The 15,009-nt window shown below is 63.2% G+C and carries 17 protein-coding genes and 1 pseudogene; 12 read left to right on the forward strand and 6 right to left on the reverse strand.

The window, feature by feature from the left end; all coding sequences use genetic code 11:
• The first annotated feature begins 33 nt into the window (after positions 1-33).
• Together GA0061099_RS31605 and GA0061099_RS31610 are read left to right on the forward strand one after the other, a co-directional pair.
• Positions 34-843, forward strand: coding sequence for a pentapeptide repeat-containing protein (locus GA0061099_RS31605; protein WP_036029424.1), 810 nt, complete (start codon positions 34-36; stop codon positions 841-843).
• A 25-nt stretch (positions 844-868) separates the two neighbouring features.
• On the forward strand, positions 869-1,216 hold the full coding sequence (locus GA0061099_RS31610; protein ID WP_085972387.1) for a hypothetical protein: 348 nt from the start codon (positions 869-871) through the stop codon (positions 1,214-1,216).
• A 22-nt stretch (positions 1,217-1,238) separates the two neighbouring features.
• Here the strand turns inward: GA0061099_RS31610 and GA0061099_RS31615 are convergent, their stop codons facing one another.
• The gene (locus tag GA0061099_RS31615) at positions 1,239-1,448 is read right to left on the reverse strand and encodes a hypothetical protein (protein WP_036029373.1); all 210 of its coding nucleotides are present in this window, start codon (positions 1,446-1,448) and stop codon (positions 1,239-1,241) included.
• A gap of 99 nt (positions 1,449-1,547) precedes the next feature.
• Positions 1,548-2,386: pseudogene (locus tag GA0061099_RS31620) on the reverse strand (hypothetical protein).
• Here GA0061099_RS31620 and GA0061099_RS42210 point away from each other — a divergent pair.
• On the forward strand, positions 2,304-2,525 hold the full coding sequence (locus GA0061099_RS42210) for a hypothetical protein (protein ID WP_244620999.1): 222 nt from the start codon (positions 2,304-2,306) through the stop codon (positions 2,523-2,525). The pseudogene GA0061099_RS31620 and the gene GA0061099_RS42210 sit on opposite strands and share 83 nt — an antisense overlap.
• A gap of 119 nt (positions 2,526-2,644) precedes the next feature.
• Here the strand turns inward: GA0061099_RS42210 and pqqA are convergent, their stop codons facing one another.
• The 3 genes from pqqA to GA0061099_RS31635 form a co-directional block, all read right to left on the reverse strand.
• Positions 2,645-2,725 (reverse strand): pyrroloquinoline quinone precursor peptide PqqA, encoded by an 81-nt coding sequence (gene pqqA, locus GA0061099_RS31625; protein WP_008562446.1) that lies wholly within the window; start codon positions 2,723-2,725, stop codon positions 2,645-2,647.
• A 218-nt stretch (positions 2,726-2,943) separates the two neighbouring features.
• The gene (locus GA0061099_RS31630) at positions 2,944-3,429 is read right to left on the reverse strand and encodes a hypothetical protein (protein WP_225127670.1); all 486 of its coding nucleotides are present in this window, start codon (positions 3,427-3,429) and stop codon (positions 2,944-2,946) included.
• Positions 3,426-3,818, reverse strand: a complete 393-nt coding sequence (locus tag GA0061099_RS31635) for a penta-EF hand family protein (RefSeq protein WP_036007934.1) — start codon at positions 3,816-3,818, stop codon at positions 3,426-3,428. The genes GA0061099_RS31630 and GA0061099_RS31635 overlap by 4 nt, the downstream gene beginning before the upstream one ends.
• 318 nt (positions 3,819-4,136) lie before the next feature.
• On the opposite strand from GA0061099_RS31635, the gene GA0061099_RS31640 reads away from it, so the two are divergent.
• The 4 genes from GA0061099_RS31640 to GA0061099_RS31655 all read left to right on the forward strand — a co-directional run bounded on the left by GA0061099_RS31640 (position 4,137) and on the right by GA0061099_RS31655 (position 8,193).
• Positions 4,137-5,801, forward strand: coding sequence for a methanol/ethanol family PQQ-dependent dehydrogenase (locus tag GA0061099_RS31640; RefSeq protein WP_036029366.1), 1,665 nt, complete (start codon positions 4,137-4,139; stop codon positions 5,799-5,801).
• Between the two features lie 11 nt (positions 5,802-5,812).
• Positions 5,813-6,166, forward strand: a complete 354-nt coding sequence (locus tag GA0061099_RS31645; RefSeq protein ID WP_036029363.1) for a c-type cytochrome — start codon at positions 5,813-5,815, stop codon at positions 6,164-6,166.
• The gene (locus GA0061099_RS31650) at positions 6,163-7,092 is read left to right on the forward strand and encodes a substrate-binding periplasmic protein (RefSeq protein ID WP_036007940.1); all 930 of its coding nucleotides are present in this window, start codon (positions 6,163-6,165) and stop codon (positions 7,090-7,092) included. Before GA0061099_RS31645 ends, GA0061099_RS31650 begins: the two co-directional genes overlap by 4 nt.
• Before the next feature lie 111 nt (positions 7,093-7,203).
• Entirely contained in the window at positions 7,204-8,193 is a 990-nt protein-coding gene (locus GA0061099_RS31655) for a Bug family tripartite tricarboxylate transporter substrate binding protein (protein WP_036029360.1), read from the forward strand.
• Between the two features lie 55 nt (positions 8,194-8,248).
• On the opposite strand, the gene GA0061099_RS31660 is transcribed toward GA0061099_RS31655, so the two are convergent.
• Positions 8,249-9,217 (reverse strand): helix-turn-helix domain-containing protein, encoded by a 969-nt coding sequence (locus tag GA0061099_RS31660; protein ID WP_025037738.1) that lies wholly within the window; start codon positions 9,215-9,217, stop codon positions 8,249-8,251.
• A 514-nt stretch (positions 9,218-9,731) separates the two neighbouring features.
• On the opposite strand from GA0061099_RS31660, the gene xoxF5 reads away from it, so the two are divergent.
• The 5 genes from xoxF5 (at position 9,732) to GA0061099_RS31685 (ending at position 15,008) form a co-directional block, all read left to right on the forward strand.
• Entirely contained in the window at positions 9,732-11,537 is a 1,806-nt protein-coding gene (xoxF5, locus tag GA0061099_RS31665) for a lanthanide-dependent methanol dehydrogenase XoxF5 (protein WP_036029357.1), read from the forward strand.
• Positions 11,538-11,650: 113 nt separating this feature from the next.
• Positions 11,651-12,142, forward strand: a complete 492-nt coding sequence (locus tag GA0061099_RS31670) for a c-type cytochrome, methanol metabolism-related (protein ID WP_036007993.1) — start codon at positions 11,651-11,653, stop codon at positions 12,140-12,142.
• Between the two features lie 60 nt (positions 12,143-12,202).
• The gene (locus GA0061099_RS31675; RefSeq protein ID WP_027574628.1) at positions 12,203-13,312 is read left to right on the forward strand and encodes an S-(hydroxymethyl)glutathione dehydrogenase/class III alcohol dehydrogenase; all 1,110 of its coding nucleotides are present in this window, start codon (positions 12,203-12,205) and stop codon (positions 13,310-13,312) included.
• 31 nt (positions 13,313-13,343) lie between these two features.
• Positions 13,344-13,907, forward strand: coding sequence for an S-(hydroxymethyl)glutathione synthase (gene gfa / locus GA0061099_RS31680; protein WP_036007953.1), 564 nt, complete (start codon positions 13,344-13,346; stop codon positions 13,905-13,907).
• 648 nt (positions 13,908-14,555) lie between these two features.
• Positions 14,556-15,008, forward strand: coding sequence for a (2Fe-2S)-binding protein (locus tag GA0061099_RS31685; protein ID WP_024342565.1), 453 nt, complete (start codon positions 14,556-14,558; stop codon positions 15,006-15,008).
• Position 15,009 lies beyond the last annotated feature (1 nt).

Here is a 15,009-nt window from a genome sequence, read left to right on the forward strand (position 1 = left end):
CGTGCTATATTCAGGCCGGCGACGGAGCTGATGATGACACGGACAGTCGCCTTCGCAACGCGTGGTCTTGCAGCGCTCAGCCTCGCACTCGTTGCGATGCCGGCGGGCGCGCAGGACATGATGCGTGGCGTCGACCTCACCTCCCCCGCGATGGTCTCGGCCGAAATGACGAGGCCGGAGGTCGAGGCCATGTTGGCCAAAGCGAGCCCAAAGCAGCCTGCCGATTTCACCGGCAAACGCTTGTCCGGTCTCGATCTCTCGGGGCTGGACCTGTCCAATACGGTTCTCCGCGCCGCCCGGCTCAACAAGACGATACTTCGAGAGGCCAGGCTGGACGGTGCGATCCTCGATCAGGCGTGGCTGCTGGATGCGGATCTTACCGGCGCAAGCCTGAAGGGCGCCAATCTGTTCGCCTCGCAAATGGCCCGCGCGCGTCTCGACGGTGCGAACCTGTCAGGAGCGCGGATCGCTGCCGACCTCACCGGCGCAAGCCTGGTCGGCGCCTCGATCGCGGACGCGAATCTTGGCGCCGATATGCGCAACCAGTCGATGGGGCTGATGCGCGCGGTGCTGAGATCCGCCAAGCTGGAACGGCTGAACGCGCGCAACGCCGATTTGTCGCGCGTCGACCTCGAATTCGCAGTCCTCAGGGACGCCGATCTGAGCGGCGCATCACTGAAAAACGCCCAACTCGGCGGAGCCGATCTGACCGGCGCCATCGTCATCGACGCCGATTTCGACGGCGCCGATCTCGTCTCGGCGAAGCTGATCGCACCGAACGGCCTTGACCGCGCCAAGAATTTCGACAAGGCAAAGAACCGCGAGCGCCTGATCAGGGAATAACGGCGCCCTTTGGGAGGACTGGCTGATGCGTGGGGTTCTTGCTTTGACCGCGTTGTTGACGCTTGCCGGCGAAGCCGCCGCGCAGACCAAGGGCAAGGGCATAAGGCTTTGGAATCTCACGACGGAGACGATCTCCGGCTTCCAGCTCGCACCCGCAGGCAAGACCGACTGGGGTCCGAACCAGTGCTTGAATGACAAGGACAAGGAGGTCGACCACGACGAGCGGCTGCGCATCACCGGCGTCGAACCCGGCCGCTACGATGCCAAGGTCAGTTACCCCAATGCGCGGCAGTGCATCGTCCGCGATATCGAGATCAAGCCGGATGCAGTGTTCTCGATTGCGGACAAGGATCTGAAGGACTGCACCAAGTAACGTTCGAATGGTTTCTTGCAGCTCACGCCTTGTCGTTCGGGTGCGGATATTCGCAGCGCCACCGCACCGCCTGCCATTTCGGATGCTCGCCGACCCATTGCGCGATATAGGGCGGCGCGGCCATCACGCATTGGCGGGGCGATCCCGTGTAGTTGAACATCAGATGCCGCTCTTCGCAGGTCGCAGGCGAGAGCACCGCGCACACAGTCACCACCAGGTCAATCGGGTTCATGCCGGGATCCTCTCGCAAAGCGCTGGATGTTAGCACGTGGAGCTACGCTCCGAGGAGGGGGAAGTTTCAAGCGCCCGCGAGGATATGGAACTGCCGGGGCTAGAAATTCACGCCGAACACCAATCGCGCCTGATGCCGCTCGAAATTGACGAGGTCGAGATTGCCGGCTGAGCCGGCCGGACGCCCCCAGGCCTGCATGCTCCAGCTCATGGTGAGCCGGGAGCGCTCGGAGAGCTGGAAATAGGCGGTGGGGCCGACGAACAAGGCCTGGCCTGAGAACTCGCTGAGGCCGATGCCCTCATATTGCCGGAAGTAGCGCATCTCGCCGCCGAGCAGCACATTGGGCCGCACGCGCAACAGGCCGGCAAACGCAGCCCCGATCGTCGAGCTCTTCTCGGAGGCCCCTCCAATCTCGAAGCGCGCCCATTCCGGCTGGTAGATCAGATTGAGGGCGCCGATCGCGAAGTTCGGAATGAGCTCGCGGTCGAAGGCGAGCGTGAACTCCGTGCCGTACATCCGCCCTTTCGCGCCGCTGGTCTCGTCGATGCGGTCGCCGTGGAGCTCGGCCGCAATCGTGAAGCCGAATGGCGCGCGCTCGCGGTCGAGCAGGCGATAGCGCAGGTCAAGCGAGAGGCCCTGGAAGTTGAACTGGCGGCGATCGTCGATGTCAGGGACGCCGGTGATGTCGTGCAAGCTGGCGGTGCCGCCGACCTCGACACGAAAATTCGGCAGCGGCACCACCTCGATCTCGACTTCGTGCTCGAGGGCACGATAGGCGCCCCGCCTTTGCCGAAGCGCCCCGTCGTCTGAGTCTGGAATTCGCGCTCGCCGACATTGCCGATATCGGTGCCGATCATGAAACCGAAGATGTGCTCGGTATCAAAGCCTGCCTCGGCGCTGGTGCGCGCCGGCGCCAGCACGATCGCGCACACGATCACCGTCCAGAACTTGCAGGCTCTGCCGCCCATCCCGTGCCCCAAAGGCGCGCGCCGCTGTGATGCGGCAGCAGCGCTGACCGGGCGTCAGCGTAACACACTGCCGCAGAGCACGGTCGAAATTTTGCGGGGAAAGAATTGAAGCCCCTCCACGTGCGGCTTTCGCGCGATCCGCAAAGCATGGAGCACGGCGAGGCGCAGATCCGACACTGCCACGGCTCCGACGGCGTTTGCCATCGAAGCCGCGGCAGGTCGTCGGTCTTACTTGCGCGAGGCGCAGGCGTACATGTTGATTTCCATGCCGACCGGCACTTCCACGATCTTCGGAGCTTTCCAAGCCATTCGGGTCTCCCAAGGTATTGAGCGCGACATCGCGCGGCGAAAAACCTAGGGCTGCGTCGAGTGCAGTTCAAGCCTCGATTCGACTGCCGTCACGTCTGTGCCGATACTTCGCGGCCGCAATTTCTCTCTCGGACAAAGCAAGTTCCCTCCTGGTCAAACACGACCAGCGAGACACCGCCTTGTGCAATGCACCGCGCGTCCAATCGACAACGGTGCCGTCAGCAGTCCTTGTCGGCCATTTCGGCATTCGGCTTGGCGCCCGCGGCGCGCTGAGCCGCCGTCGGCTCGCTCTGCATTTGCCGCTGCGCATCCTCGGACGACGCCGGCGATTCACCGCTGGCCCGGTTCATCGTGCTGGTCGGCGGATGCTGGCTGCTATCGCTCGCCGAACCGGACGTGTGCGATTGCGCGGAGCCCACGGTGACAGGGCCAGAACCGGCATCCTTGTCGGTCTTGTCGGTGCTGGCGCTGCCGGTGTTGCAGGGACCGGCGACCGCAACCCCGGCGCTCAGCGTCAGGATTGCGCAGGCAGCAAGAAGGGAACGCTTCGTATTCATTTGCATCTCCTTTTCTCCCGCAGCGCAGCCCCGGCGCCGGCAGGACATGCGGAGAAACAGGCCGAGCAGCCCGATGTTCCCGAGCGTCAGGCCGGAATGATCGCAAACGTTACGCCCGTCATGCCCGTTCCGCTTGCGGCGCTTCACCGGAGCAATCGTACGAGCGCGCGCCCGGCACGCGAATTCAGCTCCTTCGCATCCAGCGTTCCATCCTTGTCGGGATTGGCTGCGTTGAAACGCTGCTCGACCACCGACAGATATTCGTCGAGGGTGAGGGTCCCGTCGCGGTCGGGATCTGCCGCGGCGAGTTCTTTCGCGCTCAACCGTCCACGCAATTCGCGCGCATCGAGCGTGCCGTCGCGATCGGGATCGAGCTTTGCGAACGAGGCGGCGGCCACCTTCTTCACCTCGGCAAGATCGAGCGTGCCGTCATTGTCGGTGTCGAACAACTTGACCGCATTGCCGGAGGCTGACCACGCCGGACCGGCCGAAAGTGCAATCACAAGTGCAAGGGCAATCGAGCGAGCCGAAATCATCGAGACCTCCCTGACATAGCCCCCAGATCAATGGGGCAGAGCCGAGATAAACCCGCAAGCGGCCCTCGGTTCAAGTCCGGACCTGCAACTTGCGCGCGCCACAACCGGTAGAGATGCATTGCCCTGCTCCCAATAGTGCTTCGCGTCGCGGAATTTCTCAGCGTCTGCGCACAAGTTGGAGTTGCCTTTGTCAGGTTTCCGTCAGGTGACCGCCGACGATATCGGCACGGCAGTTACGACTTTCGTATTGACGCGTTTTGGTTTCCGACGGAGTGTTGCAGCCGCAGCGTCAAAAGGCGCGCATTTTGGGAGGAACGGATGAAACGCTTTGCGATGGCCGCGAGCCTCGTCATGCTTGCGTCAACCTGTGCAAATGCACAAACCACCGAGCAGCTGGTCAAGGGTGCGACCGACACATCGAACGTTCTCAATTACGGAATGGGCTACAATCTCCAGCGCTTCTCGACGCTGAAGCAGATCAACAAGGATACGGTCAAGAATCTCGTCCCAATCTGGAATTACAGCTTCAATGACGATCGGAGCGAGGAATCACAGCCAATCGTCTATCAGGGCGTCATCTACGTCACCTCGCACAATGCCACGATGGCGGTCGATGCCAAGACCGGCAAGCAGATCTGGAAGAGCAAGATCGAATATCCGGCGGAGACGCCGCGAATCGTCTGCTGCGGCATCATTAACCGCGGCGTCGCGATTCACGAGGGCAAGCTGTTCCGTACGACGCTCGATGCCCACGTGGTTGCCATCGACGCCAAGAACGGCAAGGAGCTGTGGCGGCAGAAGGCAGCCGACATCAAGGAAGGCTATTCGATGACGGTGGCCCCGCTCGTTGCCGACGGCGTCGTCATCACCGGCATTTCCGGCGCCGAATTCGGCACCCGCGGCTTCATCGACGGCTGGGATCTGGCGACTGGCAAGCATCTCTGGCGAACCCACTCGATCCCCTCGCCGGACGAGCCCGGCGGCGACACCTGGAAGGGCGACACCTGGAAGCTCGGCGGCGGCTCGACCTGGATCACCGGCTCTTATGACCCCGAGCTGAACACGATCTATTGGGGCACCGGCAATCCCGGCCCGTTCAACTCGGCGGTGCGCCCCGGCGACAATCTCTACACCTGCTCCGTCCTGGCGTTGGATCCCAAGACCGGCAAGATCAAGTGGCACTACCAGTTCTCGCCGAACAATCCGTTCGACTACGACGCCGTGGCCGAGATGGTGCTCGCCGACGTGAACATCGAGGGCAAGCCGACCAAGACGCTGATGAATGCCAACCGCAACGGCTTCTTCTACGTGCTCGACCGCACCAACGGGAAGCTGCTCGCGGCTAATCCTTACGTGAAGGTGAATTGGGCGACCGGCATCGACATGAAGACCGGACGTCCGATCGAGACCGACATCTCGAAGGACGCACGCGAGGGCAAGAAGGTGACGGTCTATCCCTCGATCCTCGGCGGCAAGAACTGGGAGCCGATGTCGTTCAATCCGCAGACCGGCCTTGCCTATGCCAACACGCTCGCGTTCGGCGGCAGGTACAAGACCGAGCCCGTCACCTACAAGCAGGGCGAATGGTACCTCGGCATGGACCTGACCGACCTCTGGGAATACGGCGACGGGCCGCGCGGCCATCTCAAGGCTATCGATCCCATGACCGGCAAATCGAAATGGGAAGCGCCGAGCGACATTCCGCGCTTCTCCGGCGTGCTCTCGACGGCCGGAGGCGTCGTATTCTCTGGCGCGCTGACCGGCGAGTTCGAGGCCTTCGACGCCGACACCGGCAAGAAGCTCTGGCAGTTCCAGACCGGCTCCGGCATCGAGGGACAGCCGGTGACCTGGCAGCAGGACGGCGTGCAGTATGTCGCCGTGACGAGCGGCTATGGCGGCGTCTACTCGCTGTTCTCCGGCGACGAGCGGCTTGCCAACGTGCCGCCCGGCGGCTCGCTGTGGGTCTTTGCGGTCAAGCAGTAAACACGGGTACGATGCTGAAAGTGATCTCTCACAAGACGGCGGCGATGATCGCCGCCGTCGCGGTGCTCTCGGTCGCGCATGCGGCGACCGTCCGCGCCGATGACACCACCGGCAATTCCATGCAGGCGCAGATCGACCATGGTAAGTCGACCTACGCCTCGAAATGCTCCCACTGCCACGGCCCCAATCTGATGAATTCCGGCACCGTCACGCCGGATCTGCGTGCCATTCCCGACGACAAGACGCGCTTCGTCACCACGGTGAAGAACGGCAAGAACAACAAGATGCCACCCTGGGCCGACATTCTCAGCGACGACGAGATCGGAAACCTCTGGGCGTTCGTCTCCAGCCGGAGGAAGCCATGAGGGGCCGGCGCGTTGCCTGGAGCGTTGCGGCCGTTCTGTCCGCGATGGCGTCGGTCGCTCTCGCAGCCGACGATCCTCTGAAGGTCTGTCTCGACGAGGACAGGCCGCCGCTCTCGGTGCATCGCCGCGACAAGCCGGATGCCGGCTTCGACGTGCTGCTGGCGCAGGCGATCGCCGAGCGGATGGGACGCCCGCTGAAGATCCAGTGGTTCGAGAGCAGGCTAGATGAGGATTCGAGCCCGCAGCTCGAGGCCAATGCGTTGCTCTCGGACGGGCGCTGCTCGCTGGTCGGCGGCTACGCGCTGACGCAGGATTCGCTTGTCGCACCCGGGATGAAGACGGCGCGCTTGCCGGGTTTCGCCGGCGCCACGCGCGACGATCGGCGGCGCCGCGTCCCGCTCGGCGTGCTCGCGCCGAGCCAGCCCTACATCTATTCGCCGATGACGGTGGTGCTGGGGCCAAAGGCCCGCGGGCGCAAGGTCGGCGACATCGGCGATCTCGCCGGCCTTCGTCTCGCCATCGAAAGCGGATCGCTCGGCGACGCCATCCTGATGACCTTCGACAAGGGGCGCCTGATCGACAACATCACCCATCTCGTCCCCGGCCGCGACGATCTCCTCGGCGGACTCGAGCGCGGCGACCATGACGCGACGCTGATCGATCTTGCCCGCTTCGACGCCCATCGCGCCGCGCACCCGGACACGGCGATCACGGCGTCCGGCTACTATTATCCGATCGGAGCCAATCGCGGCTATGTCGGGCTCGCCAGCGATGGCGCGCTGATCGCGGCCGTCAACAAGGCGCTGACTGAGCTCACGGCTTCGGGCAAGATCGCCGAATTCGGCAAGCAGGCCGGCCTCACCTATCTGCCGCCGCGCGAGCCCGCGATCCTCGGCGATGTCTGGACGAAGATCATCCAGCGGTGAGGCTCCCGCGGCCCGAACGCAGTGCGAGCCAATGCGCCAATCTGTCTCGCCTGCGGCCCATGGCAGCGACGGCCTGATGCAGTAGGTTCGGCAAAAATCAGGGAGAGAATCATGTCCGCCAAGCTCGATCGCCGCCACTTCATCGCCGCCGGTACCGGTGCACTGGCGATGCCGTTCGTCGCGCGCGGCGCATCGGCGCAGGGTGGCTGGCCGGCGCGGCAGATTCGCATGATCTGCAGCTATCCCGCCGGCGGCCAGACCGACCTGCTCGCGCGCGCTTATGGCGAGTTCATCTCCAAGCAGGTCGGCAAGACCGTCGTCATCGAGAACAAGCCCGGCGCCTCCGGCGCGATCGGGACGGCGGAAGTCGCCCGCGCCGAGCCCGACGGCCACACCATCCTGTGCTCGATCTCGACCACCTACATCATGAACCGGGTGGTGATGAAAAATCCCGGCTACGACATGGACAAGGATCTGACGCTCGTCAGCGTCATTCCCGGCGCGGGCCTGTTGCTGGTCGCGAACCCGAAAACCGGGGTCAAGACGCTGGAGGATTTCGTCGCCTTCGCGCGCAAGAGCGGCAAGGTGAATTTCGGCACCTACAGCGCGGGCTCGGCCCCGCACATGACCGTCAACGAGCTCAACAAGCAGTATGGCCTCAACATCGAGCCGGTGCATTATCGCGGCGAGGCGCCGATGTGGACGGGAATGCTGGAAGGCACCCTCGATGCCGCGATGGGCAGCTACACGGCCGCACAGTCGGTCCTGCAAAGCGACCGCGGCACGGTGTTCGCCGTGCATTCGAAGAAGGTCGATGCGATCCCCGCGATCAAGACCCTTCCCGAGCAGGGCGCCACGTCGAAATTCTTCACCGTGAGCGGATTCACCGGCTGGGCCGTGCCCAAGGCGACGCCGCAAGCCGTGGTCGACCGCCTGGCCGAGCTCTGCGTCGCCGCCAACACCGATCCGAAAGTGAAGGAGGTTCTCTCGACTTTCGTGCTCGAGCCCGCGATCGGCTTCAAGGAGACTAATGCGCTGTACCAGCGCGAGCTGCCGATCTGGATCGAGAGCGCGAAGTCGTTGGGCCTCGAGCCGGCCTGATCAGAAAGTTGGGCGCATCAGGAGGACGGCCTCGCCGCTTCTGGAAAAACCGCGTCTAATGCTCGCCCGAGCTCGCCGCGCCCTGCTGTGCCTTGTGGATCGAGGACGGCACCACGCCGAAGTATTTTCGGAACACCCGGCTGAAATGCGATGAGCTGGAGAACCCCCAGGAGAAGGCGACGTCGGTAATGGTCTTGCCGGCGTGGGCCTCGAGCTCCTGGCGGCAGTTCTGCAACCGCGCCTGCCAGATGTAGTCGCTCACTGTGGTGCCGCGCTCCGAGAACAGCATGTGCAGATAGCGCTTGGAGCAACCGAGCTCGGCCGAGATCTGGTCGATGCACAGATCCGGGTCGCGCAAGTGCTCCCGGATGAAGAACTGCGCGCGCACATACATCGCTTCGGGCCCGACACGATCGAACATCGTGTCGGCTTCGCGCAGCGGCAGCAGCAACAGGTCGATCAGCGAATCGGCGACGCCGACCGCGCTGTTGGCCGACAGCTTTGCCGCCTCGTCGAAGGTGGCATGGACGAAATCGTGGGCGATCCGCCCGGTCCCCGTCTTCGCCGTCAATTTGCACGCCGGCATCCGCTGCGACGGGAATCCGCGGTCGCGCAGCAGCGCCTTCGGCACGATCACCACGTCGTGACGGGTAAAGGCGGGACTGATGATCGAATGTGGACAGGAGACGTCATAGGCGATGATGTCGCCCGGATTGATCTCGATGTGACGGCCTTCTTGTTCGAAATAAGACACGCCGTAGGTCTGGAAGTGGATTTTTATGTACGGGTGTTCATTGGCCTTGGCGCGCGCCAGCGTGTGCGCGATGCGATGCTGGCTGACCTCGATCTGGCAGAGCTTCAGGCGCGAGACCGTGGTGTAATCGATGCGACCTTCGAGCGAGGACGCTTCCAGCGGATCGACGTCGAAATGCCCGCACAGGCTCGTGAGCCCGTCGATCCAGCTCTGGATCTGCCGCTTCGGCGTCATTCCGGTCGTCGAGAGCGTGTGAATGGTGTCGGACATTAATCCAGCCACTGATTTGATCCGGAGGTTCGGCGCGAATCGCAACCAGCGCTGCCGGAGCCCTCAGCCGTGATTGCGTGACGTTTACCTCGCATTTGAGCGGTCTCTTGCAACGAGCGCCATCGTTCCATTGCCACTCTTGAAACTTAATCCTCCGCCTTAGTTGCAGCGCCGTCAAGGGGAACCTGAGCGCCGAGGCCGGCCTCGAGGGCGCACCGAAGCCGCTGAATTCGCTACTGCAAAATCAAAATCTTCACCTCCGTGCGCTGTCGAGCAAACCGCCTTCGCTCTTGGGCAAGTTTCCCGATGGCGAAGCCGTTAGGGATTGCGGCAGGAACAACAAGAACGGGCCGCTCCTGCACGTGGACCCGTGGCTCTCATCAGGAGGAGGAAACAGCACAGCATCGTTTCTGGTCCCCATCGTGACCGCCCTGCACGAGCAGACGCCGGACGAGAAGCCCGGCGATTGAGCAATGCTTCGGAAATAATAAACGAGACCAACGGAGGAATGACTATGCGCAAGGTGCTTCTGGCGACCTGTCTTGGTTCGGCGGCGGCTCTCGCCGTCGGCAGCGCTTCAGCAAATGACGAGCTGATCAAGATGTCGCAAAACCCGAAAGACTGGGTGATGCCGGCGGGCGACTACGCCAATACCCGCTATTCGAAGCTAAACCAGATCAACGCACAGAATGTCGGGAAACTCCAAGTTGCCTGGACCTTCTCGACTGGCGTACTGCGTGGCCACGAAGGCGGCCCGCTGATCATCGGCAACATGATGTACGTCCATACGCCGTTCCCGAACAAGGTCTACGCCATTGACCTTTCGCAAGAGAACAAGATCGTTTGGAAATACGAGCCGAAGCAGGATCCCAACGTCATCCCCGTTATGTGCTGCGACACCGTCAACCGCGGCCTGTCCTATGGCGACGGCAAGATCATTCTGCATCAGGCCGACACCAACCTCGTCGCGCTCGACGCCAAGACCGGCCAGGTGGCCTGGTCGGCGACCAACGGCAATCCCGCGAAGGGCGAGACCGGCACGTCGTCTGCGCTGGTCGTCAAGGACAAGGTCCTGGTCGGCATCTCCGGCGGCGAGTTCGGCGTGCAGTGCCATGTCACCGCATACGACCTCAAATCCGGCAAGCAGGTCTGGCGCGCCTATTCCACAGGCCCGGATGATCAGATCAAGGTCGATCCGGCGAAGACGACCTCGCTCGGCAAGCCGGTCGGCCCGGACTCTTCGCTGAAGAGCTGGCAGGGCGATCAGTGGAAGATCGGCGGCGGCTGCACCTGGGGCTGGATCTCCTACGATCCCGCTCTGAACCTCGTCTATTACGGGTCGGGCAATCCCTCGACCTGGAACCCGAAGCAGCGTCCCGGCGACAACAAATGGTCGATGGCGATCTTCGCCCGCGATGCCGACACCGGCATGGCGAAGTGGGTCTACCAGATGACGCCCCACGACGAATGGGACTATGACGGCGTCAACGAAATGATCCTCAGCGATCAGCAGATCAACGGTCAGAACCGCAAGCTGCTGACGCACTTCGACCGCAACGGCCTCGCCTACACGATGGACCGCGAGAGCGGCGAACTGCTGGTCGCCGAGAAGTACGACCCGAAGGTGAACTGGACCAGCGGCGTCGACATGGACAAGAACTCGCCGACCTACGGCCGTCCCAAGGTCGTCGCACAATACTCGACCGAGCACGGCGGAGAGGACAAGAACACAAAGGGCATCTGCCCGGCCGCGCTCGGCACCAAGGACCAGCAGCCGGCAGCCTACTCGCCGGACACGCAGCTGTTCTACGTTCCGACCAACCACGTCTGCATGGACTATGAGCCGTTCAAGGTGAGCTACACCGCGGGTCAGCCCTATGTGGGTGCGACGCTCTCGATGTATCCGCCGCAGGGCGAAAGCCACATGGGCAACTTCATCGCCTGGGACAACAAGACCGGCAAGATCGTCTGGTCGAACAAGGAGCAGTTCTCGGTCTGGTCGGGTGCGCTCGCAACCGCCGGGGGCGTGGTGTTCTACGGCACGCTCGAAGGCTACCTGAAGGCGGTCGACGCCAAGACCGGCAAGGAGCTCTACAAGTTCAAGACTCCCTCGGGCATCATCGGCAACGTCACCACCTATGAGAACAATGGCAAGCAATACATTGCCATTCTCTCCGGCGTGGGCGGCTGGGCCGGCATCGGACTGGCGGCAGGCCTGACCGACCCGACCGCAGGCCTCGGTGCGGTCGGCGGCTACGCGGCCCTCAGCAACTACACGGCGCTCGGCGGTACCCTGACCGTGTTCTCGCTGCCGAACTAAACCCGTCAGCATCGCTCCGGCGCGTGGATCGCTTCACGCGCCGGCTCGTCTCCACCGAATGCCGACCGAGGAACAATCTCTTGCGTCAAATCTGCTCTGTCATTGCTGTGATGATGATCTTCGTTGTGTCCGGAGGAAGCGCGGTCGCAGAGGGTCCGGGCGACCCGACCGCCGTGAAGAAGGAAGACGACGGAAAGTGGCTCGATAAGGACGGAAACCCGACCTACAAGATTTCGGCCGACGGCACCGTGGACTGGTTCACCTATTCCGGATACCGCCGCTATCATTCGGACTGTCACGTGTGTCACGGCCCCGACGGCATGGGATCGACATACGCGCCGGCGCTGAGGGATTCCGTGAAGTCGATGAGCTACGGCGACTTCCTCGGCGTGGTCGCCTCCGGCCGCAAGAACATCTCGGCCGCGCAGGAGAACGTCATGCCGGCCTTCGGCGACAACCCGAACGTCGCCTGCTACATGGACGATCTCTACGTCTATCTCCGCGCGCGCTCCACCGACGCCTTGGGCCGGCAGCGTCCTGCGAAAAAGGAGGAGAAGACGGAGGCCTATACCCAGGCTGAAGACGCCTGCATGGGCAAGAAATGAACGTTACGAGGGCTGCCAGGACTACTTCTTGGCGCCTGATGAGAATTTGAGGAGCTACCCATGAAGACACGTGCCGCCGTTGCTTTCGAAGCCAAGAAGCCGCTCGAGATCGTCGAGGTCGATCTGGAAGGCCCGAAGGCCGGCGAAGTCCTGGTCGAGATCAAGGCGACGGGCATCTGCCATACCGACGCCTACACGCTCGACGGCTTCGACAGCGAGGGAATCTTCCCGTCGATCCTGGGACATGAGGGAGCCGGCATCATCCGCGAGATCGGCCCCGGCGTGACCTCGGTGAAACCGGGCGATCACGTCATCCCGCTCTACACGCCGGAATGCCGGCAGTGCAAAAGCTGCCTCAGCCAGAAAACCAATCTCTGCACCGCGATCCGCGCGACGCAGGGCAAGGGCGTGATGCCCGACGGCACCAGCCGTTTCTCCTACAAGGGCAAGCCGATCTACCACTACATGGGTTGCTCGACCTTCTCGAACTTCACCGTGCTGCCCGAGATCGCGGTCGCCAAGATCCGCGAGGACGCGCCGTTCGACAAGAGCTGCTACATCGGCTGCGGCGTCACCACCGGCGTCGGCGCCGTCGTCAACACCGCCAAGGTGACGCCGGGCTCCAACGTGGTCGTGTTCGGCCTCGGCGGCATCGGCCTCAACGTCATCCAGGGTGCCAAGATGGCCGGCGCCGACAAGATCATCGGCGTCGACATCAACGATTCCAAGGAGGAATGGGGTCGCAGGTTCGGCATGACCGACTTCGTCAACCCGAAGAAGATCACCGGCGACATCGTTCAGCACCTCGTCGGCCTCACCGACGGCGGCGCCGACTACACCTTCGACTGCACCGGCAACACCACCGTGATGCGCCAGGCACTGGAGGCCTGCCATCGCGGCTGGGGCACCTCGATCATCATCGGCGTCGCCGAGGCCGGCAAGGAGATCGCCACCCGCCCGTTCCAGCTCGTCACCGGCCGCAACTGGCGCGGCACGGCCTTCGGCGGCGCGCGCGGGCGAACCGACGTGCCGAAGATCGTCGACTGGTACATGAACGGAAAGATCCAGATCGATCCGATGATCACCCACGTGCTCAAGCTCGAGGAGATCAACAAGGGCTTTGACCTCATGCACGAGGGCAAATCCATCCGTTCAGTCGTCGTGTTCTAGCTCGAAAACGTCACACCAAGGAGGATCGACCATGACTGTTGCACTCCATCCCTCGATCGACAACGGCATCAAGCAAGGCAGCGGCAGCTTCGCCGGCGGCACGCTGGCCTGCAAATGCAGCGACCACCCGGTGAAGGTCGGCATCAAGGGCGACGTCGCCCACAATCACGCCTGTGGCTGCACCAAGTGCTGGAAGCCGCAGGGCGCGACCTTCTCCGTCGTCGCCGTCGTGCCGCGCCAGAACGTCACCGTGCTCGAGAACGGCGACAAGCTCCAAATCGTCGACCCCTCCGCGGTGATCCAGCGTTACGCCTGCAAGGCCTGCGGCACGCACATGTACGGCCGGATCGAGAACAAGAACCATCCGTTCTACGGCCTCGACTTCATCCATCCCGAACTGTTCCAGGAGCAGGGCTCGCAGGCGCCGCAATTCGCCGCCTTCGTTTCCTCCGTGATCGAATCGGGTGTGAAGCCCGAGCAGATGGCCGGCATCCGTTCGCGGCTGAAGGAGATCGGCCTCGAGCCCTATGACTGCCTGTCCCCGCCCCTGATGGACGCGATCGCGACCCATGTCGCGAAGGCCAAAGCCGCTTAGGAAGACTGCCTGGACGCCCGCCTGAACTGGCCGGCCGCCGGATCTTGGCTACACCATCTGCAACTCGCTGGCGTTCGTTGCCGCCAGCGAGCCTCACGGGTCCCCGCTGCCGGGACCACCGCGGCGCGATGCCGCCGCTTCTGCACCACGCGTGGGTGAGGACCATCGGCTCCTCAGTCCTGGTCTCTGAATGACTGCGCAGGACCGTCCGCTTCCTGCTTGAAGTTCGCGGTGCTCTGCGTTCTCCCTCCCTCGACTGAGGCCTACTGCTTCGTCCGTTCGGTGCAGCCGGCGGACGAAGCTTTTTTCGTTGCGTCCATTTGATAGGCAACGTGGCGGATGACGCGCCCTGCTTTTGACAAACCGTCGATGCAATCTTTTCCCGGTGAGAACACTCGGCTGTGAACGCCGGGTCGGCGCGATCTCTGCTAGGGTCGCGCCGTCACGATGCCGCACGACGTACAATCAATTAAGAAGAAAACGGGAGGTATCGAGCACATCCAGACATCGCTACCTGCGTTCCTGCCTCCTTCCGGGATTTGCCCGCGCGGGACTACGGCGGGATGTGGCGAGACGACGCACGAGCGGTCGCCGACCGGCGTCGGCGGACTTTGAATTTGGCATGCTTATGAAGAGCGAGGCACGATCATGATCAAGGTGAAGATCAACGGCCAGGAACAGAGCTGGGACGGTGACCCGGATCTCCCGCTACTCTGGTTCCTGCGTGACGAGGCCGGTCTCACCGGCACCAAATACGGCTGCGGCCAGGCCCTGTGCGGCTCCTGCACGGTCATCGTCGACAAGCAAGCGGTGCGCGCCTGCATCACGTCCGTCAACGACGTCGCCGGACGCGAGGTCACCACGATCGAAGGCCTGCATCCGAACGGCGATCACCCGGTGCAGAAGGCGTGGCGCCAGGTCAACGTGCCCCAATGCGGCTTCTGCCAGGCCGGCCAGATCATGCAGGCCGCGGCGCTTCTGATGGAGAATCCCAAACCCTCGCACGACCAGATCCGCGAGGCGATGTCCGGCAACATCTGCCGTTGCGGCTGCTATCAGCGCATCGAGAATGCCGTCCATCTCGCATCGACGGGAGTGTGAC

It is taken from the genome of Bradyrhizobium yuanmingense, from assembly GCF_900094575.1.
Taxonomy (GTDB): Bacteria; Pseudomonadota; Alphaproteobacteria; order Rhizobiales; family Xanthobacteraceae; genus Bradyrhizobium; species Bradyrhizobium yuanmingense.

Excerpts from the sequence above, each read along its gene's own strand:
- GA0061099_RS31605 (WP_036029424.1), top strand. The coding sequence starts at position 34 with ATGACACGGACAGTCGCCTTCGCAACGCGTGGTCTTGCAGCGCTCAGC.
- GA0061099_RS31610 (WP_085972387.1), top strand. The coding sequence starts at position 869 with ATGCGTGGGGTTCTTGCTTTGACCGCGTTGTTGACGCTTGCCGGCGAA.
- GA0061099_RS31615 (WP_036029373.1), bottom strand. The coding sequence starts at position 1,448 with ATGAACCCGATTGACCTGGTGGTGACTGTGTGCGCGGTGCTCTCGCCT.
- GA0061099_RS42210 (WP_244620999.1), top strand. The coding sequence starts at position 2,304 with ATGAAACCGAAGATGTGCTCGGTATCAAAGCCTGCCTCGGCGCTGGTG.
- pqqA (WP_008562446.1), bottom strand. The coding sequence starts at position 2,725 with ATGGCTTGGAAAGCTCCGAAGATCGTGGAAGTGCCGGTCGGCATGGAA.
- GA0061099_RS31635 (WP_036007934.1), bottom strand. The coding sequence starts at position 3,818 with ATGATTTCGGCTCGCTCGATTGCCCTTGCACTTGTGATTGCACTTTCG.
- GA0061099_RS31640 (WP_036029366.1), top strand. The coding sequence starts at position 4,137 with ATGAAACGCTTTGCGATGGCCGCGAGCCTCGTCATGCTTGCGTCAACC.
- GA0061099_RS31645 (WP_036029363.1), top strand. The coding sequence starts at position 5,813 with ATGCTGAAAGTGATCTCTCACAAGACGGCGGCGATGATCGCCGCCGTC.
- GA0061099_RS31650 (WP_036007940.1), top strand. The coding sequence starts at position 6,163 with ATGAGGGGCCGGCGCGTTGCCTGGAGCGTTGCGGCCGTTCTGTCCGCG.
- GA0061099_RS31655 (WP_036029360.1), top strand. The coding sequence starts at position 7,204 with ATGTCCGCCAAGCTCGATCGCCGCCACTTCATCGCCGCCGGTACCGGT.
- GA0061099_RS31660 (WP_025037738.1), bottom strand. The coding sequence starts at position 9,217 with ATGTCCGACACCATTCACACGCTCTCGACGACCGGAATGACGCCGAAG.
- xoxF5 (WP_036029357.1), top strand. The coding sequence starts at position 9,732 with ATGCGCAAGGTGCTTCTGGCGACCTGTCTTGGTTCGGCGGCGGCTCTC.
- GA0061099_RS31670 (WP_036007993.1), top strand. The coding sequence starts at position 11,651 with ATGATCTTCGTTGTGTCCGGAGGAAGCGCGGTCGCAGAGGGTCCGGGC.
- GA0061099_RS31675 (WP_027574628.1), top strand. The coding sequence starts at position 12,203 with ATGAAGACACGTGCCGCCGTTGCTTTCGAAGCCAAGAAGCCGCTCGAG.
- gfa (WP_036007953.1), top strand. The coding sequence starts at position 13,344 with ATGACTGTTGCACTCCATCCCTCGATCGACAACGGCATCAAGCAAGGC.
- GA0061099_RS31685 (WP_024342565.1), top strand. The coding sequence starts at position 14,556 with ATGATCAAGGTGAAGATCAACGGCCAGGAACAGAGCTGGGACGGTGAC.